This window comes from Prescottella defluvii (assembly GCF_000738775.1).
Taxonomy (GTDB): domain Bacteria; phylum Actinomycetota; class Actinomycetes; order Mycobacteriales; family Mycobacteriaceae; genus Prescottella; species Prescottella defluvii.
On sequence record NZ_JPOC01000026.1, the window covers coordinates 12586 to 35852 of the forward strand.

Annotated in this window: 24 protein-coding genes; 10 read left to right on the forward strand and 14 right to left on the reverse strand. The window is 69.3% G+C overall.

The window, feature by feature from the left end; all coding sequences use genetic code 11:
• Window positions 1-40 precede the first annotated feature (40 nt).
• A complete protein-coding gene (locus IJ15_RS0110325) occupies window positions 41-1432 on the reverse strand; it encodes a glycine--tRNA ligase (RefSeq protein ID WP_031938259.1) in 1392 nt (463 codons plus the stop codon).
• A gap of 188 nt (window positions 1433-1620) precedes the next feature.
• Here IJ15_RS0110325 and IJ15_RS0110330 point away from each other — a divergent pair, with 188 nt between their 5' ends.
• Window positions 1621-1989: an ArsR/SmtB family transcription factor gene (locus tag IJ15_RS0110330; protein ID WP_031938260.1), complete on the forward strand. Its 369-nt coding sequence runs from the start codon at window positions 1621-1623 to the stop codon at window positions 1987-1989.
• Window positions 1986-2423 carry a Fur family transcriptional regulator gene (locus IJ15_RS0110335; protein ID WP_031938261.1) on the forward strand — a complete coding sequence of 146 codons (438 nt, stop codon included), beginning with the start codon at window positions 1986-1988 and terminating at the stop codon, window positions 2421-2423. Before IJ15_RS0110330 ends, IJ15_RS0110335 begins: the two co-directional genes overlap by 4 nt.
• A 25-nt stretch (window positions 2424-2448) precedes the next feature.
• Here IJ15_RS0110335 and IJ15_RS0110340 read toward each other — a convergent pair whose 3' ends face one another.
• The 3 genes from IJ15_RS0110340 to recO are packed head-to-tail and all read right to left on the reverse strand — an operon-like array spanning window position 2449 to window position 4437.
• On the reverse strand, window positions 2449-2856 hold the full coding sequence (locus tag IJ15_RS0110340; RefSeq protein WP_231569491.1) for a hypothetical protein: 408 nt from the start codon (window positions 2854-2856) through the stop codon (window positions 2449-2451).
• Window positions 2853-3665 carry an isoprenyl transferase gene (locus IJ15_RS0110345; RefSeq protein ID WP_031938263.1) on the reverse strand — a complete coding sequence of 271 codons (813 nt, stop codon included), beginning with the start codon at window positions 3663-3665 and terminating at the stop codon, window positions 2853-2855. The genes IJ15_RS0110340 and IJ15_RS0110345 overlap by 4 nt, the downstream gene beginning before the upstream one ends.
• Window positions 3622-4437, reverse strand: a complete 816-nt coding sequence (gene recO / locus IJ15_RS0110350) for a DNA repair protein RecO (protein ID WP_081880681.1) — start codon at window positions 4435-4437, stop codon at window positions 3622-3624. The genes IJ15_RS0110345 and recO overlap by 44 nt, the downstream gene beginning before the upstream one ends.
• A 131-nt stretch (window positions 4438-4568) precedes the next feature.
• On the opposite strand from recO, the gene IJ15_RS0110355 reads away from it, so the two are divergent.
• The gene (locus tag IJ15_RS0110355) at window positions 4569-5999 is read left to right on the forward strand and encodes an amidase (protein ID WP_031938265.1); all 1431 of its coding nucleotides are present in this window, start codon (window positions 4569-4571) and stop codon (window positions 5997-5999) included.
• 25 nt (window positions 6000-6024) lie between these two features.
• Here the strand turns inward: IJ15_RS0110355 and era are convergent, their stop codons facing one another.
• The 5 genes from era to IJ15_RS0110380 all read right to left on the reverse strand — a co-directional run bounded on the left by era (window position 6025) and on the right by IJ15_RS0110380 (window position 10760).
• A complete protein-coding gene (gene era / locus IJ15_RS0110360; RefSeq protein ID WP_031938266.1) occupies window positions 6025-6942 on the reverse strand; it encodes a GTPase Era in 918 nt (305 codons plus the stop codon).
• A gap of 3 nt (window positions 6943-6945) precedes the next feature.
• The gene (locus tag IJ15_RS0110365) at window positions 6946-8271 is read right to left on the reverse strand and encodes a hemolysin family protein (RefSeq protein WP_031938267.1); all 1326 of its coding nucleotides are present in this window, start codon (window positions 8269-8271) and stop codon (window positions 6946-6948) included.
• A gap of 24 nt (window positions 8272-8295) precedes the next feature.
• Window positions 8296-8838 (reverse strand): rRNA maturation RNase YbeY, encoded by a 543-nt coding sequence (gene ybeY, locus IJ15_RS0110370; protein ID WP_031938268.1) that lies wholly within the window; start codon window positions 8836-8838, stop codon window positions 8296-8298.
• Window positions 8839-8897: 59 nt separating this feature from the next.
• Window positions 8898-9989, reverse strand: a complete 1092-nt coding sequence (locus IJ15_RS0110375) for a PhoH family protein (protein WP_031938269.1) — start codon at window positions 9987-9989, stop codon at window positions 8898-8900.
• A 96-nt stretch (window positions 9990-10085) separates the two neighbouring features.
• Window positions 10086-10760 (reverse strand): TetR/AcrR family transcriptional regulator, encoded by a 675-nt coding sequence (locus IJ15_RS0110380; RefSeq protein ID WP_031938270.1) that lies wholly within the window; start codon window positions 10758-10760, stop codon window positions 10086-10088.
• Window positions 10761-10923: 163 nt separating this feature from the next.
• Between IJ15_RS0110380 and IJ15_RS0110385 the strand changes: the two genes are divergently transcribed.
• Window positions 10924-12531 (forward strand): MFS transporter, encoded by a 1608-nt coding sequence (locus IJ15_RS0110385; protein ID WP_051918742.1) that lies wholly within the window; start codon window positions 10924-10926, stop codon window positions 12529-12531.
• Here IJ15_RS0110385 and IJ15_RS0110390 read toward each other — a convergent pair.
• From IJ15_RS0110390 to hrcA, 4 genes are all read right to left on the reverse strand, one after another.
• The gene (locus IJ15_RS0110390; protein ID WP_031938272.1) at window positions 12522-13280 is read right to left on the reverse strand and encodes an alpha/beta hydrolase family protein; all 759 of its coding nucleotides are present in this window, start codon (window positions 13278-13280) and stop codon (window positions 12522-12524) included. The genes IJ15_RS0110385 and IJ15_RS0110390 overlap by 10 nt on opposite strands.
• Window positions 13281-13331: 51 nt before the next feature.
• Window positions 13332-14093 carry a 16S rRNA (uracil(1498)-N(3))-methyltransferase gene (locus tag IJ15_RS0110395; protein WP_031938273.1) on the reverse strand — a complete coding sequence of 254 codons (762 nt, stop codon included), beginning with the start codon at window positions 14091-14093 and terminating at the stop codon, window positions 13332-13334.
• An 18-nt stretch (window positions 14094-14111) separates the two neighbouring features.
• On the reverse strand, window positions 14112-15266 hold the full coding sequence (gene dnaJ / locus IJ15_RS0110400; RefSeq protein ID WP_031938274.1) for a molecular chaperone DnaJ: 1155 nt from the start codon (window positions 15264-15266) through the stop codon (window positions 14112-14114).
• Window positions 15267-15356: 90 nt separating this feature from the next.
• The gene (gene hrcA, locus IJ15_RS0110405; protein ID WP_031938275.1) at window positions 15357-16400 is read right to left on the reverse strand and encodes a heat-inducible transcriptional repressor HrcA; all 1044 of its coding nucleotides are present in this window, start codon (window positions 16398-16400) and stop codon (window positions 15357-15359) included.
• A 241-nt stretch (window positions 16401-16641) separates the two neighbouring features.
• Between hrcA and IJ15_RS0110410 the strand changes: the two genes are divergently transcribed.
• Complete coding sequence (locus IJ15_RS0110410; RefSeq protein WP_031938276.1) at window positions 16642-16953, forward strand: type II toxin-antitoxin system VapB family antitoxin; 312 nt, start codon at window positions 16642-16644, stop codon at window positions 16951-16953.
• A gap of 16 nt (window positions 16954-16969) precedes the next feature.
• Here the strand turns inward: IJ15_RS0110410 and hemW are convergent, their stop codons facing one another.
• Window positions 16970-18178 carry a radical SAM family heme chaperone HemW gene (gene hemW / locus IJ15_RS0110415; RefSeq protein ID WP_051918744.1) on the reverse strand — a complete coding sequence of 403 codons (1209 nt, stop codon included), beginning with the start codon at window positions 18176-18178 and terminating at the stop codon, window positions 16970-16972.
• A 129-nt stretch (window positions 18179-18307) separates the two neighbouring features.
• Between hemW and IJ15_RS27055 the strand changes: the two genes are divergently transcribed.
• From IJ15_RS27055 to IJ15_RS0110440, 5 genes are all read left to right on the forward strand, one after another.
• Window positions 18308-18397, forward strand: a complete 90-nt coding sequence (locus tag IJ15_RS27055) for an Ms4527A family Cys-rich leader peptide (protein WP_368076962.1) — start codon at window positions 18308-18310, stop codon at window positions 18395-18397.
• 169 nt (window positions 18398-18566) lie between these two features.
• On the forward strand, window positions 18567-20282 hold the full coding sequence (locus IJ15_RS0110425) for a nitrite/sulfite reductase (protein ID WP_031938278.1): 1716 nt from the start codon (window positions 18567-18569) through the stop codon (window positions 20280-20282).
• Entirely contained in the window at window positions 20279-21028 is a 750-nt protein-coding gene (locus IJ15_RS0110430) for a phosphoadenylyl-sulfate reductase (protein WP_031938279.1), read from the forward strand. Before IJ15_RS0110425 ends, IJ15_RS0110430 begins: the two co-directional genes overlap by 4 nt.
• Window positions 21025-21966, forward strand: a complete 942-nt coding sequence (cysD, locus tag IJ15_RS0110435) for a sulfate adenylyltransferase subunit CysD (protein ID WP_031938280.1) — start codon at window positions 21025-21027, stop codon at window positions 21964-21966. Before IJ15_RS0110430 ends, cysD begins: the two co-directional genes overlap by 4 nt.
• Window positions 21967-21968: 2 nt before the next feature.
• Entirely contained in the window at window positions 21969-23264 is a 1296-nt protein-coding gene (locus IJ15_RS0110440; protein ID WP_031938281.1) for a sulfate adenylyltransferase subunit 1, read from the forward strand.
• Window positions 23265-23267: the final 3 nt, after the last annotated feature.

Below are 23267 nucleotides of genomic sequence, written 5' to 3' on the forward strand. Positions count from 1 at the left end.
GTTCAGTCGAACTGAACGCATGTGACATTCGGCAGGGAAATCAGGCGCCGATCAGGCGCTGCGCGAGGTAGCCCTCGACCTGGTCGAGCGAGACGCGCTCCTGCGCCATGGTGTCGCGCTCACGGACGGTGACCGCGTGGTCGTCGAGCGTGTCGAAGTCGACGGTGATGCAGAACGGCGTGCCGATCTCGTCCTGGCGGCGGTAGCGGCGACCGATGGCGCCGGCGTCGTCGAACTCGACGTTCCAGTGCTGACGCAGCGTGGTCGCGAGGTCCTTGGCCTTCGGGGTGAGGTCGGCGTTGCGGCTCAGCGGCAGCACCGCGGCCTTGACCGGGGCCAGGCGACGGTCCAGACGCAGCACCGTGCGGGTGTCGACGCCGCCCTTGGCGTTGGGTGCCTCGTCCTCGGTGTACGCGTCGACGAGGAACGCCATGACCGAACGGGTCAGACCCGCTGCCGGCTCGATGACGTACGGCGTGTAGCGCTCACCGCTGGTCTGATCGAAGTAGTTCAGATCCGTGCCCGACGCCTTGGAGTGCGTGGCGAGGTCGTAGTCGGTGCGGTTCGCGATGCCCTCGAGCTCGCCCCACTCGCTGCCCTGGAAGTGGAAGCGGTACTCGATGTCGACGGTGCGCTTGGAGTAGTGCGACAGCTTCTCCTGCGCGTGCTCGTACAGGCGCAGGTTGTCCTTGTTGATGCCCAGGCCGGTGTACCAGTCCATGCGGTAGTCGATCCAGTACTGGTGCCACTCTTCGTCCTCGCCGGGCTTGACGAAGAACTCCATCTCCATCTGCTCGAACTCGCGGGTGCGGAAGATGAAGTTGCCGGGGGTGATCTCGTTGCGGAAGCTCTTGCCGATCTGGCCGATGCCGAACGGCGGCTTCTTGCGCGACGTGGTGAGCACGTTCGCGAAGTTCACGAAGATGCCCTGCGCGGTCTCCGGACGCAGGTAGTGCAGGCCGGTCTCGCTGTCGACGGGGCCGAGGTACGTCTTGAGCAGGCCGGAGAACGCCTTCGGCTCGGTCCACTGACCCTTGGTGCCGCAGTCCGGGCACACGATCTCGGTCATCGCCACGGCGTCCGGATCGTCGAGCTTGTGCTTCTCCGCGTACGCCTCCTGCAGGTGGTCCTGGCGGTGGCGCTTGTGGCAGTTGAGGCACTCGACGAGCGGGTCGGTGAACACGTCGACGTGGCCGGAGGCCTCCCACACCTGGCGGGGCAGGATCACCGACGAGTCGAGGCCGACGACGTCCTCACGGCCGGTGACCATGTTGCGCCACCACTGCTTCTTGATGTTCTCCTTGAGCTCGACGCCGAGCGGACCGTAGTCCCAGGCCGACTTGGTGCCACCGTAGATCTCACCACACGGGTAGACGAGCCCACGGCGCTTGGCGAGGTTGGCGACGGTATCGATCTTGGACTTGGGTGCCACTTGGGTGCTCTCCATCTGGGTAATAGATGCGTGGTTCACGTGCGGTTTTCGCCTGTCCAGCCTATCGGTACCCGCGGCGGCGTCCACGCACCCCGGTTGACATGCACATTCGTGCATATCAAAATGGATATGATTTGCAATAAGGTGGCGAGTTCGACCCTGCCCGACCCCAGACGAGGAGTTGCACCGTGAGCGTTGCCGACGCGGGAGACCTGCGAGCCGACGCGCACGACCACGGGCCCTGCGCCGACACCCCGGCGGCACCCGTGCCCTCCAAGGAGACACTCGCCTCGGCGGGCGAGATCCTGCGGGCCCTCGCCGCCCCGGTCCGCATCGCGATCGTGCTCCAACTGCACGAATCGCAGCGCTGCGTTCACGAACTGGTCGGCGCGCTAGGAGTCACCCAGCCCCTGATCAGCCAGCACCTACGGGTCCTCAAGTCGGCCGGTGTCGTGCACGGCGAACGCAACGGCCGCGAAGTCATGTACCGACTGGTGGACGACCACCTCGCCCACATCGTCGTCGACGCCGTGGCCCACGCAGAGGAAGAAGGATGACCGAGAACGTGACGGACGGAACCGACAGCCGCCGACGCCCCACCGTCGGCGTGCGCTCGACCAAGCAGCGCAGCGCGATCTCCGCACTGCTCGACGAGATCACCGAGTTCCGCTCCGCCCAGGAACTGCACGACGAACTCCGCAAGCGCGGCGAAGGCATCGGCCTCACCACCGTGTATCGGACGCTGCAGACCCTGGCCGACGCCGGCACCGTCGACGTGCTCCGCACCGACTCCGGCGAATCGGTGTACCGCCGATGCTCGAGCGGCCATCACCACCACCTCGTCTGCCGCGGCTGCGGATTCACCGTCGAGGTCGACGGACCCGCCGTCGAGCAGTGGTCACAGACCATCGCCGACAGCAACGGCTTCACCGACGTCAGCCACACCCTCGAGATCTTCGGCACCTGCCGGGACTGCGCCCAGGCGTCGTAGTCACGGCGACCACGTGGCTCGCCGGCTACGCCAGCAGCCCCTTCCGGGCCTCCTCGGCACCGGACAGCACCAGCAACAGCATCGTGGTGAGCGGCGCGTCCGCCAGCCCCGTCGCGGGGAACGTGTAGCGCAGCACCACATCCGCGAACTTGCCGCGGGTGATCACGTTGATCGACCCGAACTGCAGTTGCGCATTCCGCTCGGCCGCCCGCTTGTGCAGCGCCGGTTTGGCGGTCCGGTCCCAGGCCAGCACCCCGGTCAGCGACAGCACGTCCAGGCCGTCGGCGAGAGTGACCGCCCGCAGCGAGCACAGCGCGCCGCCGTACTCGAACCGCAGCGAACCGTCGTCGTCCGCGTCGACGGTGACGAATCCGCCGAGCGCCTCACGCACCCGCGCCTGCAGCGCCTCCGCGGAATCGATCCCGCCACTCACTGGTACTTCACCCCACCGAACCGTCGGTCCCGCGACGCGTACTCGACGCACGCCGCCCACAGGTCGCGGCGGTCGAAATCGGGAAACAGCTTCTCCTGGAACACCAGTTCCGCGTAGGCCGCCTGCCAGATCAGGAAGTTCGACGTCCGCTGCTCGCCCGACGGGCGCAGGAACAGGTCGACGTCGGGCATGTCCGGCTCGTCGAGGTACTTCGCGAAGGTGGTCTCGGTGATCTTCTCCGGGTCGATCTCACCGGCGGCGACCCGGCGCGCGATCTCCCGTGCCGCGTCGGCGATCTCGGCGCGGCCGCCGTAGTTGACGCACATCGTCAGCGTCATGACGGTGTTGTCCTTGGTCAGTTCCTCGGCGATCTCGAGTTCCTTGATCACGCTGCGCCACAGCCGCGGTCGGCGCCCGGCCCAGCGCACCCGGACGCCCATCTCGTGCATCTCGTCGCGGCGGCGGCGGATGACGTCGCGGTTGAAGCCCATGAGGAACTTGACCTCGTCCGGGCTGCGCTTCCAGTTCTCGGTGGAGAACGCGTACGCGGACAGCCACTTCACGCCGATCTCGATGCAGCCCTCGAGGGTGTCCATCAGGACCGCCTCGCCGCGCTCGTGGCCCGCGGTCCGCGGCAGCCCCTGATCCTGCGCCCAGCGGCCGTTGCCGTCCATCACCAGCGCCACATGGTTGGGAATCAACTCGGGCTGCAGAATCGGCGGACGGGCACCCGAGGGGTGCGGAGAGGGCGGGCGGATCTCGCGGTCAGGCCGAGCTTGCGGTTCGCGTCGTCGAATCACGCTCCCCATCCTGCCTGACCGGGTCCGGGTCACCGACCGCCGCATGCGGACTCGAACGCTCGATCAGCGGCAGCGTGCGCAACTGCCGCTCGAGATGCCACTGCAGGTGCGCGGCGACGAGCCCGCTGGCCTGACTGCGCATCGACGCGGTCGCGGCCTCGGTGTCCTGCCACTGACCGTGCACCAGGGCGTCCATGAAGTCCAGGACACCCGGTGACGGCGTGGCCGCACCGGGCGGGCGGCAGTGCACACACACCGCGCCACCGGCCGCGACGTGGAAGGCGCGGTGCGGTCCCGGGGCCGCGCACCGCGCGCACTCGTTCAGTGCCGGCGCCCACCCGGCGTAGCCCATCGCCCGCAGCAGATAGGCGTCGAGAACCAGTTCGACGGGCCGCGCCTGCTCGCCGATCGCCCGCAACGCCCCGACGGTGAGACTGTGCAGCCGCGGGGCCGGCGCCCGCTCCTCACCGGCCAGCCGTTCGGCGGTCTCGAGGATCGCGCAGGCCGTGGTGTAGCGACCGTAGTCGTCGACGATGTCCGCGCCGAACGCGTCGACCGTGTGGACCTGGGTGACGACGTCCAGGCTGCGGCCGGGATACAACTGCACGTCGATGTGCGCGAACGGCTCGAGCCGGGCACCGAACTTGGACTTGGTACGACGCACGCCCTTGGCGACCGCCCGGACCAGACCGTGCTGCCGGGTCAACAGGGTCACGATGCGATCGGCCTCGCCCAGCTTGTGCTGGCGCAACACCACCGCGTAGTCCCGGTACAACCTCACGACAACCTCACACGGCCAGTCTCCCACGCCGCACCGACGAGTCCCGACAAGCGCGTACGGCAAAGCCCCACGGCGAAAACTGGAACACGTTACTGTTCGCCGGGATCAACAGTCGGCACGACGGGGCGAAAATGAGTACTGAACTGCACGAACACGATGTCGAACAGCAGGCTCCGGGCCTCGAGGAGCAGGTCGCGGCCCTGGCGGCCGGACGCACCTCGGCCGTCGCGGCCACCACCGCGGCCCTCGATCGGATCGACGCCACCCAGGGCACGCTCAACGCGTTCCGCATCGTCCGCCGGGCCGCCGCGATGGAGGAGGCCGCCGACGCCGATCGTCGTCTCGCGGCCGGCGAGCGCCTGCCCCTGCTCGGCGTCCCGATCGCCGTCAAGGACGACGTCGACGTCACCGGCGAACCCACCGCGTTCGGATGTCCGGGTACCTTCCCCGCGAAGACCGCCGACTCCGAGGTGGTCCGGCGCCTGCGCGCCGCGGGTGCCGTGATCGTCGGCAAGACCAACAGCCCCGAACTCGGGCAGTGGCCGTTCACCGGGGGCAGCGCGTTCGGCTACACCCGCAACCCCTGGGGCCGCGGACACACGCCGGGCGGGTCCTCGGGGGGCAGCGCCGCTGCGGTGGCGGCGGGCCTGGTGGCGGCCGCGATCGGCTCCGACGGCGCCGGTTCGGTCCGCATCCCCGCCGCGTGGACCCACCTGGTCGGGATCAAACCGCAACGCGGCCGGATCTCGACGTGGCCCGAGCCCGAGGCGTTCCACGGCATCACCGTCAACGGTCCGCTCGCACGCACCGTCGCCGACGCCGCCCTGCTGTTCGACGTCGTCGCCGGCAACCACGACGGAGATCTGCACAAGCCGCCGCCGGTGACGGTCCGTGACGCCGTCGGCCGCGAGCCCGGACGACTGAAGATCGCCCTGTCGCTGCGCATTCCGTTCACCGCGACACCCACCGCGCTGCACCCCGAGATCCGGGCCGCGGTCGGCCGGACGGCGCATGCGCTGCGCCGGCTCGGACACGACGTCACCGTCGACGACCCGGAGTACGGCATCCTGTTGGGCCTCAACTTCCTGCCCCGGTCCCTCGCCGGCGTGGACGCGTGGCTCGCCCAACTCCCGGACCCGTCGCTGGTCGACGCACGCACCCGCGCCAACGCCCGCACCGGACGTCTGCTGTCCGGGTTGCCGCTGCGCGCGGCGCGGGCCGCCGAGCCCCGGATGCGACGTCGGCTCGGCGAGATCTTCGACGACTACGACGTGGTCCTGGCCCCCACCACCGCGACTCCCCCGCCGCGGGTGGAGGGGCTGGATGCGATCGGTGGCGTCGAGACCGACAAGGTGATCACCGCGGCGTGCCCGTACACCTGGCCGTGGAACATCCTGGGCTGGCCCAGTGTGAACGTCCCCGCGGGCTTCACCACCACCGGGCTCCCGATCGGCGTCCAGCTGATGGGTCACGACAACACCGAACCACTACTGGTTTCCCTTGCGGCACAACTCGAGTCGGTCCAGCGCTGGCAGGAGGCCCGCCCCGCCCGCTGGTGGTGACCGGGAAGGGCCGCCGGCCGTTCGCTTAGAAGCCCAGACGGCCCAACTGCTTGGGGTCGCGCTGCCAGTCCTTGGCGACCTTCACGTGCAGTTCCAGGAAGATCTTCGTGCCGAGCAGCTTCTCGATCTGCTTGCGGGCGTTGGTGCCGACCTCACGCAGCCGCGCGCCGCCCTTGCCGATGACGATGCCCTTCTGGCTGGGCCGCTCGACGTACAGCAGCGCGTGCACGTCCAGCAGTTCGCCCTGCTTCTCGGTGCGACCCTCGCGCGGGATGACCTCTTCGATGACCACCGCCAGCGAGTGCGGCAGTTCGTCGCCGAGACCCTCGAGAGCCGCCTCGCGGATCAGCTCCGCCATCAGGGTTTCCTCGGGCTCGTCGGTGATCTCGCCGTCCGGGTAGAACGCGGGGCCCGGCTCCATCTGCTCGGCGAGAACCTTGACGAGCAGCTCCACCTGCTCACCGGACTGCGCCGACACCGGGATCACCTCGGTCTGCGGTCCGAGGATCTTCGACAGCGCCAGCAACTGCGCGGCGACGGCGTCCTTGCTCACCTTGTCGATCTTGGTGACGATGCCGACCAGCTTGGTCTTCGGCGCCATCTGCCGGACCTGGTCGAGGATCCACCGGTCACCGGGACCGATCTTCTCGTCCGCCGGGATGCACAGGCAGATGACGTCGACCTCGGAGTACGTGTCGCGCACCAGGTCGTTGAGGCGCTGCCCCAGCAGCGTCCGCGGCCGGTGCAGACCCGGGGTGTCGACCAGGATCAACTGGGCGAAATCGCGGTGCACGATGCCGCGGATCGTGTGCCGGGTGGTCTGCGGCCGCGAAGAGGTGATCGCGATCTTGCTGCCCACCAGCGCGTTCGTCAGCGTCGACTTGCCCGTGTTGGGCCGTCCGACGAAACAGACGAAGCCGGAACGGAATTCGTTATCGGTCATGTGTCACTCCTGGCTCACGTGTCCGTCGCCGTCCACGTGGTCGTTCTCGGTATGTTCGTCGGACGCCACGCGCTCGACGTAGATGGTGCTGATCCGCACCCGTCCGCGCACGTCGGCCCCGCCCTCGCCGCGCAGTCGCAGGCCCGCGGTCACGACCTGGGAACCCGGCAGGGGCACCCGGCCGAGTTCGTAGCCGAGCAGTCCACCGACCGTCTCGACCTCGTCGTTCTCGATCTCGATGCCGAACAGCTCGCCCAGGTCCTCCACCGGCAGCCGCGCCGACACCCGGTAGGTGCCGTCGCCGAGGTCCTCGACGGGCGGGGTCTCGTCGGTGTCGTACTCGTCGGCGATCTCACCGACGATCTCCTCGATCACGTCCTCGATGGTGACCAGGCCCGCGATGCCGCCGTACTCGTCGACGAGGATCGCCATGTGGTTGCGGTCGCGCTGCATCTCGGCGAGCAGACTGTCCAGCGCCTTCGAGTCCGGCACGAACACCGCCGGACGCATCACCTGCGCGACCGTGACGCTGCGGCCACCGTCGGACGAGTAGTAGGTCTGCTGCACCAGATCCTTGAGATACACCACACCGAGCACGTCGTCGACGTTCTCGCCGATGACGGGGATCCGCGAGTGCCCGGAGCGCACCGCGAGCGACGTCGCCTGCCCGGCGGTCTTGTCCGCCTCGATCCACACCATCTCGGTCCTCGGCACCATCACCTCACGGGCGGAGGTGTCCCCGAGTTCGAAAACGGACTGGATCATCCGGCGTTCCTCGTCGGCCACCACGCCGCGTTCCTGCGCCAGATCGACCAGCTCACGCAGTTCGATCTCCGACGCGAACGGGCCCGCACGGAAACCCTTGCCTGGGGTGAGCGCGTTGCCGACGAGGATCAGCAGCCTGCTGACCGGGCTGAGCAAGGCGCCCAACGCGACCAGCGGAACCGCCGATGCCAGGGCCAGCGGGTACGCGCGCTGCCGGCCCAGGGTGCGGGGGCCGACGCCGATGGCCACGTAGTCGACGAGCACCATCACCACGATCGTGACGACCATGCCCCACACCGCGCCGAGGAGATCGATCAGCGCACCCGCGAGGAGGACCGCGGCCGCGATCTCGCAGAGGATCCGCAGCAGGACCATGAGATTGACGTAGCGGGGCCGGTCCGAGACGATCCGCACCAGACGCGCGGCGCCGGGGCGGTCGTCCTTGGCCAACTCGTCGACCCGCGCCGGGGACAGCGTGTTCAGTGCCGCATCGACAGCCGCGAACAGCCCACCGAGCGGCACCAGGACGACCGCGAGAACGATCAGGACGACGGCGTCACTCACCGGCCGATCACCGCCGGCCGGACATCACTGCTCGGGGCCATCGAAGAACCCGGCCTTGCCCAGCAACCGCTGGTCGCGGGCCGCGAGCTCGGCCTCGCGTTCGGCCCGGCGCAGATCCTCGTACCATTCGGCCAGCAGCTGGTTCTGCAGCCCGAACATCTCCTTCTCCTCCTCCGGCTCGGCATGGTCGTAGCCGAGGAGGTGCAGGACGCCGTGGACGGTCAGCAGCGCCAGCTCGTGATCGAGCGAGTGGCCCGCCGTCTGCGCCTGGTCGGCGGCGAAAGACGGGCACAGCACGATGTCACCGAGCATCGACGGACCCGGCTCCGGCGCGTCGGGGCGACCGCCGGGCTCGAGCTCGTCCATCGGGAACGACATCACGTCGGTGGGACCGGGCAGGTCCATCCAGCGCATGTGCAGATCGGCCATCGTGTCCGAATCCACGAGCACCATCGACAGCTCCGCCGCGGGATGGACGTCCATCCGGGCGATCACGAAACGCGCGACGCTGATCAGGTCCTCGTCGGAGACTTCCATCCCCGATTCGTTGGAGATCTCGATACTCATTTACGTCGCTCTTTCGTCGTCCGCGGGCGCGCGGTGGCCGTGCTGGGGCGGGAACAACCCTACCGCCGCTGCGAACGCGACTGGACCGCTCGTCGGTGCGCGCGGTTTCCCAGCGGCAGGTCCTCCGCGCGGGACGACTCGAAGCGGTCGTACGCGTCGACGATGTCGGAGACCAGACGGTGCCGGACCACGTCGCTGCTGTCGAGGATCGCGAAATGGATTCCGTCGATGTCGTCGAGGATCTCGGTGGCCGCACGCAGGCCCGAACGCGCCCCACCGGGCAGGTCGACCTGGGTGATGTCGCCGGTGACGACGATCTTGGAGCCGAACCCGAGCCTGGTGAGGAACATCTTCATCTGCTCGGCCGTGGTGTTCTGCGCCTCGTCGAGAATGATGAACGCGTCGTTGAGAGTCCGGCCACGCATGTACGCCAGCGGCGCGACCTCGATGACGCCGGCCTGCATCAGCTTCGGGATCGCCTCGGGGTCCATCATGTCGTGCAGCGCGTCGTGCAACGGCCGCAGGTACGGGTCGATCTTCTCGTGCAGCGTGCCCGGCAGGAAGCCCAGTCGCTCACCGGCTTCGACGGCCGGACGGGTCAGGATGATCCGCGTCACCTGCTTGCTCTGCAGCGCCTGCACGGCCTTCGCCATCGCGAGGTACGTCTTGCCGGTTCCGGCCGGGCCGACGCCGAACACGATGGTGTTCTCGTCGATCGCGTCGACGTAGCGCTTCTGGTTGAGCGTCTTGGGACGGATGGTCTTGCCGCGCCGCGACAGGATGTCCAGGCTCAGCACGTCGGCCGGCGACTCGGACAGGCCCTGCGTGAGCATGCCGACGGTCCGACGGACCGCGTCGGGCGTGATGGCCTGACCGCGACGGACGATGGCCGCGAGCTGTTCGAGCACCCGCTCCGCGAGCGCGACGTCCGCGGGGGTCCCGGTGAGTGTGACCGCGTTGCCACGGACGTGGATGTCGGCGTCGAGGACCTGCTCGAGAGCGGTCAGGTTCTCATCGGACGACCCGAGCAGAGGCGGCACCACCTCGGGCGGGAGTTCCATGCTCGAACGCACGGTGCGCTCGGCCGGCTGCGTGGGATCCTGCGGGGAGCCGCTGTACCGCGACCTGCCGTTCTCGACTTGTTCACTCACGTGAGGTCTATGGCCTTCTTCCAGGTCCGATCCGTCCACGACGGATTGTCGTGCGTGCCCAAAGTCTAGCGCCCGACGGTGGTAGCGCCCACCGGGTCAGCCCTCCGCCGTACCGTCCGGTTCGCCCTGATCCCGCAACCAGGACGACGCCTCCTCCACGACGGCGGCCGCCCGCTCGGGAGGCAACCCGAGCAGCACCAGGCTCGCGGTCGCGAACGTCTCCCCCCGGTCGTCGATCGCCCCCTGATTGGCGCGTTCGAGCAGCGTCAACGTCATGCCCTCGTCCATCGCCACCAGAAGCTCGGCGGGCAGGTAGGACGAGAACAGGCCCTCCCGCTGGCCGCGTTCGACGGTGCCGACCGTGATCGCCCGCAGCGGATCGAGCAGGTCGTGGATCCGCTCCTCCCCCAGTTCGCGCCGGGCGAAGGAGAGCAGCACCCGGAACCGGTCACCGATCGGCCACGTGCGCAGCGCCAGCACCGAGAGAGCCAGATCGGGCCGCCCGGGCAACGGCGGGCCGGTGACCAGACTCACCGCGATCGCCGCGGACGCCTCGGCAACCAGACCCTCGATCAACGCTTCCCGGTTCGGGAAGTGGGAGTACACCGTCCGGCGCACCACCCCCGCCGCGCGGGCCACGTCGTCCATGCTCGAGTCGGGGTCGGCCGCGAACGCCGAGATCGCCGCCTCGAGGATGCGGGCACGGTTCGCCCGCGCCTGCGGCCGCTGCTGCAACGGGGGCACGCGGGGTGTCGGGGACTCGGAACTCACGTACACATCCTCCCCCACCCGCCGGTCCGTCCATCGAATCCCGGATACCGGCGAGTGTCCATCATCACACCCTTCTTGCACACCGGTGTGCAACTAGATAACTTGCACATCAGTGTGCAATGTTCCCGGAGCGGAGGACGCCCGGGGTAGGGAGGGAACGACGATGACCCTGTTGTCGGCACGATTGCCAGGGCTGGCCAGCACCCCGGTGGACCGCATGACGGAGCCGTATCGACGGCGATGGGCTGCCCTCGGCGTGCTCTGCCTGAGCCTGCTGATCGTGGTGATGGCCAACACCGCCCTCATCGTCGCGGCGCCGGACATGACGCGCGACCTGCAGCTGTCGAGTTCGGACCTGCAGTGGGTCATCGACGGGTACACCGTCCCCTACGCGGCGCTGATGCTGCTGTTCGGCGTCCTCGGTGACAAGTACAGCCGCCGCGGCGCGCTGTTCGCCGGCCTGCTCGTCTTCGGCGGCGGCGCCGTGTTCGGCAGCCTCGCCGACAGCACGACGTCGGTGATCGCGGCCCGCATGATCATGGGCGTGGGCGCGGCGATCATCATGCCGGCGACCCTGTCGCTGCTGGTCGCGACCTTCCCCGCCGCCGAGCGCACCCGGGCGATCGCCGCGTGGGCCGCGACGTCGGGGCTGGCGATCGCGCTCGGCCCGCTGCTCGCGGGTTGGCTGCTCGAAAGCCACTCGTGGCACTCCACGTTCCTCATCAACGTGCCGATCGCCGCCGTCGCGATCGTCGCCGCACTCGTGCTGGTGCCGCCGTCGAAGGCTCACGGCCTGGGCCGGATCGACTGGATCGGTGGATTGCTCTCGGTCGTCACGATCGGCGCGCTCGTGTTCTCGATCATCGACGGGTTCCACTTCGGCTGGACCTCGCGGGCGGTGGCCGCCGCGGTCGCCGCCGCCGTCGGACTCGGCGCGTTCGTGTTCTGGGAACTGCGCCACGAACAGCCCCTCCTCAACGTGCGCAAACTCGGCGAGCGCACCGTCGGCGGCGCGGCGCTCGCGGTGATGCTGGTGTTCCTCGCCGCATTCGGCGCGATGTTCTTCGTCGCCCAGCAGTTCCAGTTCGTGCTGGGCTTCGGTCCGCTCGAGACCGGTGTCCGGTTGCTGCCGCTCGCCGTGGCGGTGTCGGTCGGTGCCGCGGCCAGCGCCCGCCTGGCCCCTCGGCTCGGCACCCGCACCGCCGTCGCCGGCGGCATGGCGATCGCCGCGGTCGGCGTCCTTCTGCTCGTCCGCGTCGACGCCGCCTCCGGGTACGCCGACTTCGTCCCGACGCTGGTGCTGCTCGGTATCGGCATCGGGCTGGCGGTCTCGCCCGCCACCGACGCGCTCATGGGCAGCTTCCCCGACAACGACCTCGGGGCGGCCGGCGGACTCAACGACACCGCGATCGAACTCGGCGGCTCGCTCGGCATCGCGATCCTCGGCTCGGTCCTGGCCTCCGCCTACAAGGACGGCATCTCCGGGTTCCTCGCGGCGCTTCCGATCCCGAAACTCACGGGGCCGCAGGCCGATCTGGTGGCACAGGGGTTGGCAGCCTCCGGCGAGTCGGTGGGCGGAGCCGCGATCGTGGCCGAGGAGATGTCACAGAACATGCTCGCTCGAGCGCAGGCCCAACCGCTGATGGACGCCGCCACCGCAGCGTTCGCCGAGGCCATCTCCCAGGCCAGTCTCGTGGGCGGGCTCGCACTCGCGCTCGGCGCGGTGGTGGTCGCGGCCGTCCTGCCCGGCCGCTCGGCCGCTCAGTCCTGAGCGGCGGCCAGCAGCACTTCGCGGGACAGCTTCCAGCACCGCATATTCGGATCGAGGAAGGCGAAGTGGTCCTCGCCCTCGATCAGGTGCAGTTCCACGGGATCGCCGGCCGCGCGGGCCGCGTCGTGGTAGCGGGCGGCAACCTTCGCGGGTACCTGCGCGTCCTCCGTGCCGTGGATGCACACCACCGGCACCCCGGTCGGCACCCGGTGCTGCGGCGACGCCGACCGGTAGAGATCCGGATCGTCCTCGAACGGGACACCGAACAGGTCCTCGATGAAGGAGACCCGACGACCCCGCTCCGCGGCGGACGCCAGGTCGAGCGCACCGGCCTGCGACACCACCAGCTCCGGGCGGACGCTCGTATCGCGTTGCCCGGCCAGCCATACCGCCAGCTGCCCGCCGGCCGAGTGCCCGACGACCCGAACCCTGCTCAGGTCCAACGGCACCGGCGACGCGTCCGCCACCGGACCGGCGATCGCCTCGAGGGCCGCGACCACGTCCGCCGACATCTCCGGCCACCGGCCGCCGGCGCCGATCCGCCGGTACTCGATGTTCCAGACCGCGACGCCACTACGGGCCAGCTCGACCGAGAACGACGTGCCCAGGTTGAGCTGGTACTTGCCGCTCCAGTAGCCGCCGTGGATCACCATGACCACCGGAACCGGTTCTGCGGCAGCGCCTTCCGGGGCATAGAAGTGGCCGAACTGCTGCGAATCCGGTCCGTACGCGATACGCGTCCTGGGCATGTCCGTACTCCTGTGTAAATGGGCGGCTGCACCACCGAGGCGCGGGGCGCCTCAGTCGAGCGGGGCTCCGCCCCAGCGATCCGTCAGCACACCGATCGCGCCCAGCGCGACGGCCGCGGCGGTCGATGTCCGCAACACCGTCGGGCCGAGCAGGACCGCGGTCGCCCCGGCGTCGGTGAGGGCGGCGATCTCTTCGTCGGAGAGCCCGCCCTCCGGCCCGACCACCAGCACCACCTCGGAGGCGTCCCGCAGCGGCAGCGACGCGAGCGGCGACTGCGCGGACTCGTGCAGCACCGCCACCACACCACCACGGCTCACGACGTCCCGCACGAGCCCCAGCACCTGCTGGGTGTGATGCAGTTCGGCGACCTCGGGCACGAACGACCGTCGGGCCTGCTTGGCCGCCGCCACGGCGGCGTTGCGCCAGCGCACCACGCCCTTCTGCGTCTTGGCGCCCTCCCAGCGGGCCACGCACCGCGACGACTGCCACGGCACCACCGCGTCGATCCCGGCCTCGGTGGCCAGTTCGACGGCCAGCTCGGAGCGTTCCGCCTTGGGCAGCGCCTGCACCAGCGTCACCGCCGGGGACGGCGGCCGCTGATCGCGGCGCGCCGTCACCTCGAGGTCGAGGCGGTCCTTCCCGGCGGCGGTGACCGTCGCGTCGGCGATCCCGCCGCGACCGTCCGCGAGGAGCAGACGTTCCCCCGGCTTGATGCGCCGCACCGTCGCGGCGTGACGGCCCTCGGGTCCGTCGAGCACGGCCGGCTGCCCGACGTCGGGCAGAGGATCGAGATAGAAGACGGTGGCGGCCATCAGCGGATCCCGCGCCGATCAGCGTCCACTGAACGCGTCCCGCAGGCGGGAGAACAGGCCCCCACTGTTCTGCGAACCGGTGGACACGACCTCGGCCTGGTCGCGGTCGCGGTGGTTCTTGAAATCCTGCAGCAGCTTGGTCTGCTTGCCGTCGAGGCGCGACGGGACCACCACCTCGAGGTGGGCGTGCACGTCGCCACGGACGCCCGAGCGCAGCTTCGGCATGCCGTGGCCGCGCAGGACCGACACCGATCCGGGCTGAGTGCCGGGTTCGACGGTGATCTCGGTGGGGCCGTCGATGATGGTGTCGAGGGTGACCGTGGTGCCCAGGGCCGCGTCGACCATGGGGACACGGATGGTGCAGTGCAGGTCGTCGCCGTCGCGGACGAAGACGTCGTGCGGCTGCTCGATCACCTCGACGTAGAGGTCACCGGCGTGACCGCCGCCGGGGCCGACCTCGCCCTGCGCGGCGAGCCGGATCCGCATGCCGTTGCTGACACCGGCGGGCACCTTGACGGAGATGTCGCGGCGGGCGCGCACACGACCGTCGCCACCGCACTTGTGGCAGGGGTCCGGGATGGTCTCGCCGGCGCCGCGGCACGTCGGGCACGGACGCGACGTCATGACCTGGCCGAGGAACGACCGCTGCACGGACTGGACCTCGCCGGCGCCGCCGCACGTCTCACAGCGGATCGGCTGCGAGTCGCCGTGCGTGCCGGAGCCGGTGCAGCCGTCGCACAGGATCGCGGTGTCGACGGTGATGTGCTTGGTGACTCCGGTGGCGCACTCGTCCAGCGTCAGCTTGGTGCGCAGCAGCGAGTCGGCGCCCGGCTGGACACGGCCCTTGGGCCCGCGACCGCCGCCGGCCCCGCCACCGAAGAACGCCTCGAAGACGTCACCGAGACCACCGAAACCGGCGCCGCCGAATCCGCCGGCACCGCCACCGCCGCCACCGGACTCCATCGGATCGCCGCCGAGGTCGACGATGCGCCGCTTCTCCGGGTCCGTGAGCACCTCGTACGCGGTGGAGACCTCACGGAACCGCGCCTGCGCCGACTCGTCGGGGTTGACGTCCGGGTGCAGCTCGCGGGCGAGCTTGCGGTATGCGCGCTTGATTTCCTGATCGGTCGCGTTCGGCCCGACGCCGAGCGTGCCGTAGTAATCCCGTGCCACTTTGGGTATCTCGTCCTTCTCTACTTCGTTCGCATCACACGGTGAGCAGCGCCGGCGCCGGAGGATCCGGCGCGGGTGCCCGGCCGCACGCTATCGCTCGGCGAGTACCTCACCGATGTACCTGGCAACGGCAGCCACCGAGGCAATTGTTCCCGGATAGTCCATCCGGGTGGGCCCGAGGACCCCCACACCGCCGAGGACGGTGCCGGCGGCCCCGTAGCCGGTGGAGACCACCGACGTGCCGCGCATCTCCGCGACCTGGGTCTCCTCGCCGATCCGCACGGTCACGCGACCGGCGTCCTGGGTGGCGGCCAACAGCTTGAGAACCACCACCTGCTCTTCGAGCGCCTCGAGCACGGAGCGCAGCGACCCCGGCAATCCTGCCTGCATCGTGAAGTCGGCGGCGTTGCGGGTGAGGTTCGCGGTGCCACCGAGCACCAACCGTTCCTCCGGATGCTCGACCAGCGTCTCCACGAGCACGGTCGCCGATCGGACCACCGCGTCACGCAGGTTCTCCGGTGCGTCCTCCGCGAGTTCGGCCACCGCGATGGATGCCGCCGCGAGCCGTTTGCCCTCGAGCGCCCCGCCGAGCAGGGCCCGCAGCCGCGACAGATCCTCCTCGTCGATCACGTCGCCGAGTTCGACGATCCGCTGGTCGACCCGACCGGAGTCGGTGATCAGCACCAGCAGCAGGCGCGCCGGCGTGAGTGCCACCACCTCGAGGTGCCGCACCGACGACGCCGACAGCGTCGGGTACTGCACGACGGCAACCTGGCGGGTGAGCTGCGCGAGCAGGCGGACACCGCGCCGCAGCACGTCGTCCAGGTCCACACCGGATTCGAGGAACTCGAGGATGGCACGCCGCTCGGCCGACGACAGCGGCTTCACCTGGGCGATGCGGTCGACGAACTGCCGGTACCCCTTGTCGGTGGGCACCCGGCCCGAACTGGTGTGCGGCTGGGCGATGTAGCCCTCCGCCTCGAGCACCGCCATGTCGTTGCGGATCGTGGCACTGGAAACGCCGAGGTTGTGACGCTCCACCAGCGCCTTCGACCCGATGGGCTCCTGCGTGGCGACATAGTCGGCGACGATCGCCCGGAGTACCTCGAATCTCCGTTCATCGGTACTCGACACCGCTGTCCACCTCCACTTCGCCACGAGAACGGGGCCCGACAGGGTGGCCCCCGATGCGCGGACACCAGCGTGCTTCGTGTCCACCTCGGTACCCAGTCTAATGGCCGCGCGGATTCCGAACGCCGCAGGCCGCGCCGGGCATTCGGTACGAACCGAACAGCCGCCGCAGGCCGTAGGGTGACCGTCGGGGTGACCGGCGCTGGTGATCCGGTCCACACGAGGAACTCAGGCGGCAAGAGCGATGATCTTCAAGGGTGTCAGGGACGGCAAGCCGTATCCGGAGCATGGGCTGACGCTGCGGGACTGGGCGCAGATCCCCCCGCGTCAGGTGCGCTTGGACGAGATCGTCACCACCACCAGAGTCCTGGAACTCGACCGCCTGCTGTCGGAGGATTCCACGTTCTACGGCGACCTGTTCCCGCACGCGGTGCTGTGGGAGGGCAACATCTACCTCGAGGACGGCGTCCACCACGCGGTCCGGTCCGCCCTCCGCAATCGCGTCGTGCTGCACGCCCGGGTGTACGACTACGACGCCGCGCTCGCCGACGACTGATCCGGCGCCCGCCCGGTCAGTCGAGGACGTCGCGGACGACGGCGTCGGCGAGTAGACGACCGCGGTCGGTGAGGACCAGGTGGTCGCCGGTGATCGTCGCGAGGCCGTCGGCGACGACCCGTTCGGCCGCGGCACGCTCGCCGGCGGACAGGTCCGCCAACGGCAGTCCGCTCCGCAACCGCACCGTGAGCATCACCCGCTCGACGTGCACGTCTTCGGCGCTGAGGGTCTCGCTGCCGCCGACCGGCAACTCGCCCGCCGCCAGACGGTCCGCGTACCGGGCGGGATGCTTCACGTTCCACCACCGCACCCCACCGATGTGGCTGTGCGCGCCCGGGCCGGCGCCCCACCAGTCGCCACCGTCCCAGTAGCCGAGGTTGTGGAAGCAGCGGGCATCGTCACCGGACGCCCAGTTCGACACCTCGTACCAGTGCAGGCCCGCCTCCGCCAGACGTGCATCGATGCGCTCGTAGCGGGATGCGAGGACGTCGTCGTCGGGGGCCGGAAGTTCCCCGCGCCGAACCTTGCGGGCCAGCGCGGTGCCGTCCTCGACGATGAGCGCGTACGCGGACACGTGGTCGACTCCCGCGCTGAGCACCGCGTCGAGCGAGGCGTCCAGGTCGGCGTCCGTCTCGCCCGGGGTGCCGTAGATGAGGTCGAGATTGACGTGATCGAACCCGGCTGCACGCGCCTCCCGGGCGGCCGCCACGGCCCGTCCCGGCGTGTGGGTGCGGTCGAGCACCTTCAGCACGTGCGGCGCGGCGGACTGCATCCCGAGCGAGATCCGGGTGTAGCCGGCGCCGCGCAGCACGCCGAAGAACTCGGGGGACGTGGACTCCGGATTGGACTCGGTGGTGACCTCGGCGCCCGGAGCCAGACCGAAGCTGCCGCGGACGGCCCCCAGCACCTCCGCCAGACCGTCGCCACCGAGCAGTGAGGGCGTACCGCCGCCCACGAAGACGGTGTCGACGGCGGGCCCACCGGTGATCTCGGCGGCGAGGGCCAGCTCCCGCTTCAACGCCTCGAGCCACGACTGCGGCGACGCGGACGTGCCCAGCTCTCCTGCGGTGTAGGTGTTGAAATCGCAGTAGCCACAGCGCGTGGCGCAGAACGGCACGTGGACGTAGATCCCGAACGGACGCGTTCCCACTCCCGCCAGGGCCGAGTCGGGAAGTTCGAAGGGTATCGAGGCGACGGCAGGGGTCGAGGCAGCAGATCCACTCACCCCTCCAGTGTCCCAGCCGCCTCGGTCGGCGCCACGTTCCCCCAGGAGATCGGGCTATTTCCCGGAAATTCGGGGGAAATATCTCCCCAGTGGTCGGCAGACGGCAAATCCCATGGCACAATGGCCGCCATGACAGATACCGGGGTGCGATTGGTGGCCAGGCGCCACGTCGACCTCAAGCGTGTCTGTAGCTGTTGTTGTCTGCCTTGCGGCGTGTAAAGCAGCCCAGCGTCCCCCTGCCCTGAAAGCAGTCCGCGCTCGCCTGCGTTCGTCTCCCCGTTTCAGCCCGCTTATCCCGGCCGGCCGAGGACGATCCCCGCGAGGAAGCAGCCCTCCTCCCCTGTCTTCGACCGGTGCACCGTGAGATTCACGAAATTCAGGAGCACCCATGACGTCGACCACCGACGCCGAATCCGCCGTGAGCCCGCCCGCGCAGGCTCGCACCCCCCGCCCGAAGAAGCGGGTCTCCGAAGGCCAGTGGGCCCTCGGCTACCGCGAACCGCTCAACGCGAACGAGCAGATCAAGAAGGACGACAACCCGCTCAACGTCCGTGCCCGGATCGAGAACATCTACGCGAAGCAGGGTTTCGCCAGCATCGACAAGGCCGACCTCCGCGGCCGGATGCGCTGGTGGGGCCTGTACACACAGCGCGAGGAGGGCTACGACGGCACCTTCACCGGCGACGAGAACATCGACCTGCTCGAGGCCGAGTACTTCATGATGCGGGTGCGCTGCGACGCCGGCGCACTGAACGTCGCGCAACTGCGGACGATCGGCGAACTCTCCACCGAATTCGGCCGTGACACCGCCGACCTCTCCGACCGGGAGAACGTCCAGTACCACTGGATCGAGATCGAGAACGTCCCCGAGATCTGGCAGCGGCTCGAGGCCGTCGGGCTGAAGACCACCGAGGCGTGCGGCGACTGCCCCCGCGTCGTGCTCGGTTCGCCCCTGGCCGGTGAGTCGTTCGACGAAATCCTCGACCCGACACCGGCGATCGACGAGATCGTCCGCCGCTACATCGGCGATCCGCAGTACTCGAACCTGCCGCGCAAGTTCAAGACCGCGATCTCGGGGCAGCAGGACGTGGTGCACGAGATCAACGACGTCGCGTTCGTGGGTGTGAACCATCCCGAGCACGGCCCGGGCCTGGACCTGTGGGTGGGCGGCGGACTGTCGACGAATCCGATGCTCGCGCAACGGGTCGGCGTGTGGGTGCCGCTCGACGAGGTCCCGGACGTGTGGGAGGCCGTGGTCTCGATCTTCCGCGACTACGGCTACCGCCGCCTGCGTGCCAAGGCGCGGCTGAAGTTCCTGATCAAGGACTGGGGCATCGACAAGTTCAGGGAAGTTCTCGAACAGGAGTACCTGAAGCGCAAGCTCATCGACGGCCCCGCGCCGGCGAAGCCGGAACGCCCGATCGACCACATCGGCGTCCAGAAGCTGCGCAACGGCCTCAACGCGATCGGGTTCTCCCCCATCGCAGGCCGCGTGTCGGGCACCATCCTGACCAAGGTCGCGGCCGCGGCCGAGGCGGTCGGCTCCGACCGCATCCGCTTCACCCCATACCAGAAGCTGATCGTGCTCGACGTCGCCGACGACAAGGTCGAGGAACTGATCGCCGAACTCGAGCCACTGGGCCTGCATGCGCGGCCGTCGCACTGGCGACGGAACCTTCTGGCGTGCAGCGGCATCGAGTTCTGCAAGCTGTCGTTCGTGGAGACCCGCAAGCGCTCCCAGGTGCTCGCGCCGGAACTCGAGGAGCGGCTCGCGGACATCAACGCGCAGCTCGACGTCCCGATCACGATCAACATCAACGGCTGCCCCAACTCGTGCGGCCGGTCGCAGATCGCGGACATCGGCTTCAAGGGCCAGCTGGTCGACGACGGCGACGGCAAGCAGGTCGAGGGCTTCCAGGTGCACCTGGGCGGCAGCCTCGGCCTCGACAGTGCCTTCGGCCGGAAGCTGCGCCAGCACAAGGTGACCAGCGACGAGCTCGGTGACTACATCGACCGCGTGGTACGCAATTTCGTGAAGCACCGTACCGACGGTGAACGCTTCGCGCAGTGGGCAGTTCGGGCAGACGAGGGGGATTTGCGATGACGGTGGATCTGACGACGGCGACCGAGGACGACCTGCGCGCGCTGGCCGCACGTGGTGCGGCCGAACTCGACGGAGCGTCGGCCGGGGAACTGCTGCAGTGGACCGAGGACACCTTCGGGGCCGGGGCGAGCGAAGCGACGGGGCATCGCAACGGCTACATCGTGGCGTCGAACATGCAGGACGGTGTCCTGGTTCACCTTGCGGCACAGGTTCATAAATCAGGCGTGCTGCCGGTTCTTTTCCTGGAAACCGGTTACCACTTCCCGGAGACCATCGGCACCCGGGACGCGGTGGAGCAGGTGTACGGCGTCAACGTCATCAACGCGCAGGCCGAGGCCTCCGTCGCCGAGCAGGATGCAGCCGAGGGCAAGGATCTGTTCGCCCGCGAGCCCAACCGCTGCTGCGCGCTGCGCAAGGTCGCCCCGCTGACGGCGACGCTGAAGAACTACCGGGCGTGGGTCACCGGCATCCGCCGGGTCGAGGCCCCCACCCGGGCGAACGCGCCGCTCGTCTCGTTCGACGACGCGTTCGGACTGGTGAAGATCAATCCCATCGCCGCGTGGTCGGACGACGACATGCAGGCGTACATCGACGCGCATTCGATCCTCGTGAATCCGCTCGTCGACGAGGGGTATCCGTCCATCGGTTGCGCTCCATGCACCGTCAAACCACTCCCCGGCGCCGATCCGCGTAGCGGTCGGTGGGCCGGTTCGGCCAAGACAGAATGCGGGTTGCACGCGTCATGACAATCGACATCTCACTCCCCGAGCCGCGGCTTGCGCTGGACGGCAACAAGTTCGACACCCTCGATGCGCTCGAGTCCGAAGCCATCCACATCTTCCGTGAGGTGGCCGGCGAGTTCGAGCGCCCCGTGATCCTGTTCTCGGGCGGCAAGGACTCGACGGTGCTGCTGCACCTGGCGATCAAGGCCTTCTGGCCGGCGCCGCTGCCGTTCGCGTTGCTGCACGTGGACACGGGCCACAACCTGCAGGAGGTGCTGGACTTCCGTGACCACGTGGTCGCGAAGTACAACCTGCGCCTGCATGTCGCCAAGGTCGAGGACTATCTCGCCGACGGTCGGCTCACCGAGCGGCCCGACGGCATCCGCAATCCGCTGCAGACCGTGCCCCTGCTCGACGCGATCGCCGAGAACCGTTTCGACGCCGTGTTCGGCGGTGCGCGCCGCGACGAGGAGCGGGCCCGCGCCAAGGAGCGGATCTTCTCGCTGCGCAACGCGTTCGGCCAGTGGGATCCCAAGCGTCAGCGTCCCGAGCTGTGGAACCTGTACAACGGCCGGCACTCCCCCGGCGAGCAGGTCCGGGTGTTCCCGCTCAGCAACTTCACCGAGCTCGACATCTGGCGCTACATCGCGCGCGACGACGTCGAGTTGGCAAGCATCTACTACGCCCATCAGCGCCCGGTGTACCAGCGGGACGGCATGTGGATGACCCCGGGCGTGTGGGGCGGGCCGACCGAGGGCGAGGAGTTGCAGACGCTCTCGGTGCGGTACCGCACCGTCGGCGACGGCTCCACCACGGGCGCGGTGCTGTCCGAGGCCGCCGACAACGAGGCGATCCTCGCCGAGGTCGCGGCGTCCCGACTGACCGAACGCGGCGCCACCCGCGGCGACGACCGAGTTTCCGAAGCGGCCATGGAAGACCGCAAGCGAGAGGGCTACTTCTGATCATGAGCGACCTGCTGAGACTCGCTACCGCGGGCAGCGTCGACGACGGTAAGTCCACCCTCGTGGGCCGCCTGTTGTACGACACCAAATCCGTTCTGGCCGATCAGATCGACGCCGTCACCCGGGCGTCGGTCGACCGGGGCCTGTCCACCCCGGACCTGTCGCTGCTCGTCGACGGCCTGCGTGCCGAGCGCGAACAGGGCATCACGATCGACGTCGCGTACCGCTACTTCGCGACCCCGCGGCGCTCGTTCGTCCTCGCCGACACTCCGGGCCACGTGCAGTACACCCGCAACACGGTCTCCGGCGCGTCCACCGCACAGTTGGTGATCCTGCTGGTGGACGCACGCAAGGGCGTCATCTCGCAGACCCGCAAGCACGCCGCGGTCCTGGCGCTGCTCGGGGTGCCGCGTCTGGTGCTGGCGGTCAACAAGATCGACCTCGTCGAGGATCCGGCGCAGGTGTTCGCCGACATCTCCGCCGAGTTCCGGTCGCTGACCACCTCGCTCGGCTGGGCCGCCGAGGACGTGCACGCGATCCCGGTGTCGGCGCTGCACGGCGACAACGTCGCGGTGGCGTCGGAGAACACGCCCTACTACGAGGGCCCGACGCTGATCGAGCATCTCGAGTCGGTTCCCGTGGACAGCGACAATGAGGGCAAGCACGCTGTGGGCCTGCGGTTCCCGGTGCAGTACGTGATCCGTCCGCGGACCGCCGAGTTCCCGGACTACCGCGGCTACGCCGGTCAGGTGGCGGCCGGTTCCGTGGTGCCCGGCGACGAGGTGGTGATCCTGCCGTCCGGCACCCGGACCACAGTTGCCCGCATCGACACGGCCGACGGCGAACTCGACATCGCCCACGCGGGCCGCAGCGTGACTCTGGTGCTCGCCGACGACGTCGACGTCTCCCGCGGTGACACCATCGCGGCGCCGTCGGGCGCGCCGGAGCCGATCGGCCAGTTCGACGCCACCGTGTGCTGGCTGGCGGAGAAGCCGCTGCGTCCCGGTGCGCGTCTGCTGCTCAAGCACGGCACGCGGACCACGCAGGCCATCGTCGGCGCGCTCGTCGAGCGCCTCGACGAGCAGGAGCTGACGTCCGAGTTGAGCCCGGAGACCCTCGAGCTCAACGAGATCGGCAAGATCTCGGTGCGCGTCGCGGAGCCGATCGTGGCCGACGACTACACCGTCAACCGCCACACCGGGTGCTTCCTGCTGATCGATCCGGCCGGCGGCAACACCCTCGCGGCCGGACTGGTCGGCGACGCGATCGCGGCCGTCGAACTCGGTGAGCGGGTCTAGCAC

Coding starts and splice junctions, on each gene's coding strand:
- IJ15_RS0110335 (WP_031938261.1), top strand. CDS start 1,986: ATGACCGAGAACGTGACGGACGGAACCGACAGCCGCCGACGCCCCACC.
- IJ15_RS0110345 (WP_031938263.1), bottom strand. CDS start 3,665: ATGGGGAGCGTGATTCGACGACGCGAACCGCAAGCTCGGCCTGACCGC.
- IJ15_RS0110355 (WP_031938265.1), top strand. CDS start 4,569: ATGAGTACTGAACTGCACGAACACGATGTCGAACAGCAGGCTCCGGGC.
- era (WP_031938266.1), bottom strand. CDS start 6,942: ATGACCGATAACGAATTCCGTTCCGGCTTCGTCTGTTTCGTCGGACGG.
- ybeY (WP_031938268.1), bottom strand. CDS start 8,838: ATGAGTATCGAGATCTCCAACGAATCGGGGATGGAAGTCTCCGACGAG.
- IJ15_RS0110385 (WP_051918742.1), top strand. CDS start 10,924: ATGACCCTGTTGTCGGCACGATTGCCAGGGCTGGCCAGCACCCCGGTG.
- IJ15_RS0110390 (WP_031938272.1), bottom strand. CDS start 13,280: ATGCCCAGGACGCGTATCGCGTACGGACCGGATTCGCAGCAGTTCGGC.
- IJ15_RS0110395 (WP_031938273.1), bottom strand. CDS start 14,093: ATGGCCGCCACCGTCTTCTATCTCGATCCTCTGCCCGACGTCGGGCAG.
- IJ15_RS0110410 (WP_031938276.1), top strand. CDS start 16,642: ATGATCTTCAAGGGTGTCAGGGACGGCAAGCCGTATCCGGAGCATGGG.
- IJ15_RS27055 (WP_368076962.1), top strand. CDS start 18,308: ATGACAGATACCGGGGTGCGATTGGTGGCCAGGCGCCACGTCGACCTC.
- IJ15_RS0110425 (WP_031938278.1), top strand. CDS start 18,567: ATGACGTCGACCACCGACGCCGAATCCGCCGTGAGCCCGCCCGCGCAG.
- IJ15_RS0110430 (WP_031938279.1), top strand. CDS start 20,279: ATGACGGTGGATCTGACGACGGCGACCGAGGACGACCTGCGCGCGCTG.
- cysD (WP_031938280.1), top strand. CDS start 21,025: ATGACAATCGACATCTCACTCCCCGAGCCGCGGCTTGCGCTGGACGGC.
- IJ15_RS0110440 (WP_031938281.1), top strand. CDS start 21,969: ATGAGCGACCTGCTGAGACTCGCTACCGCGGGCAGCGTCGACGACGGT.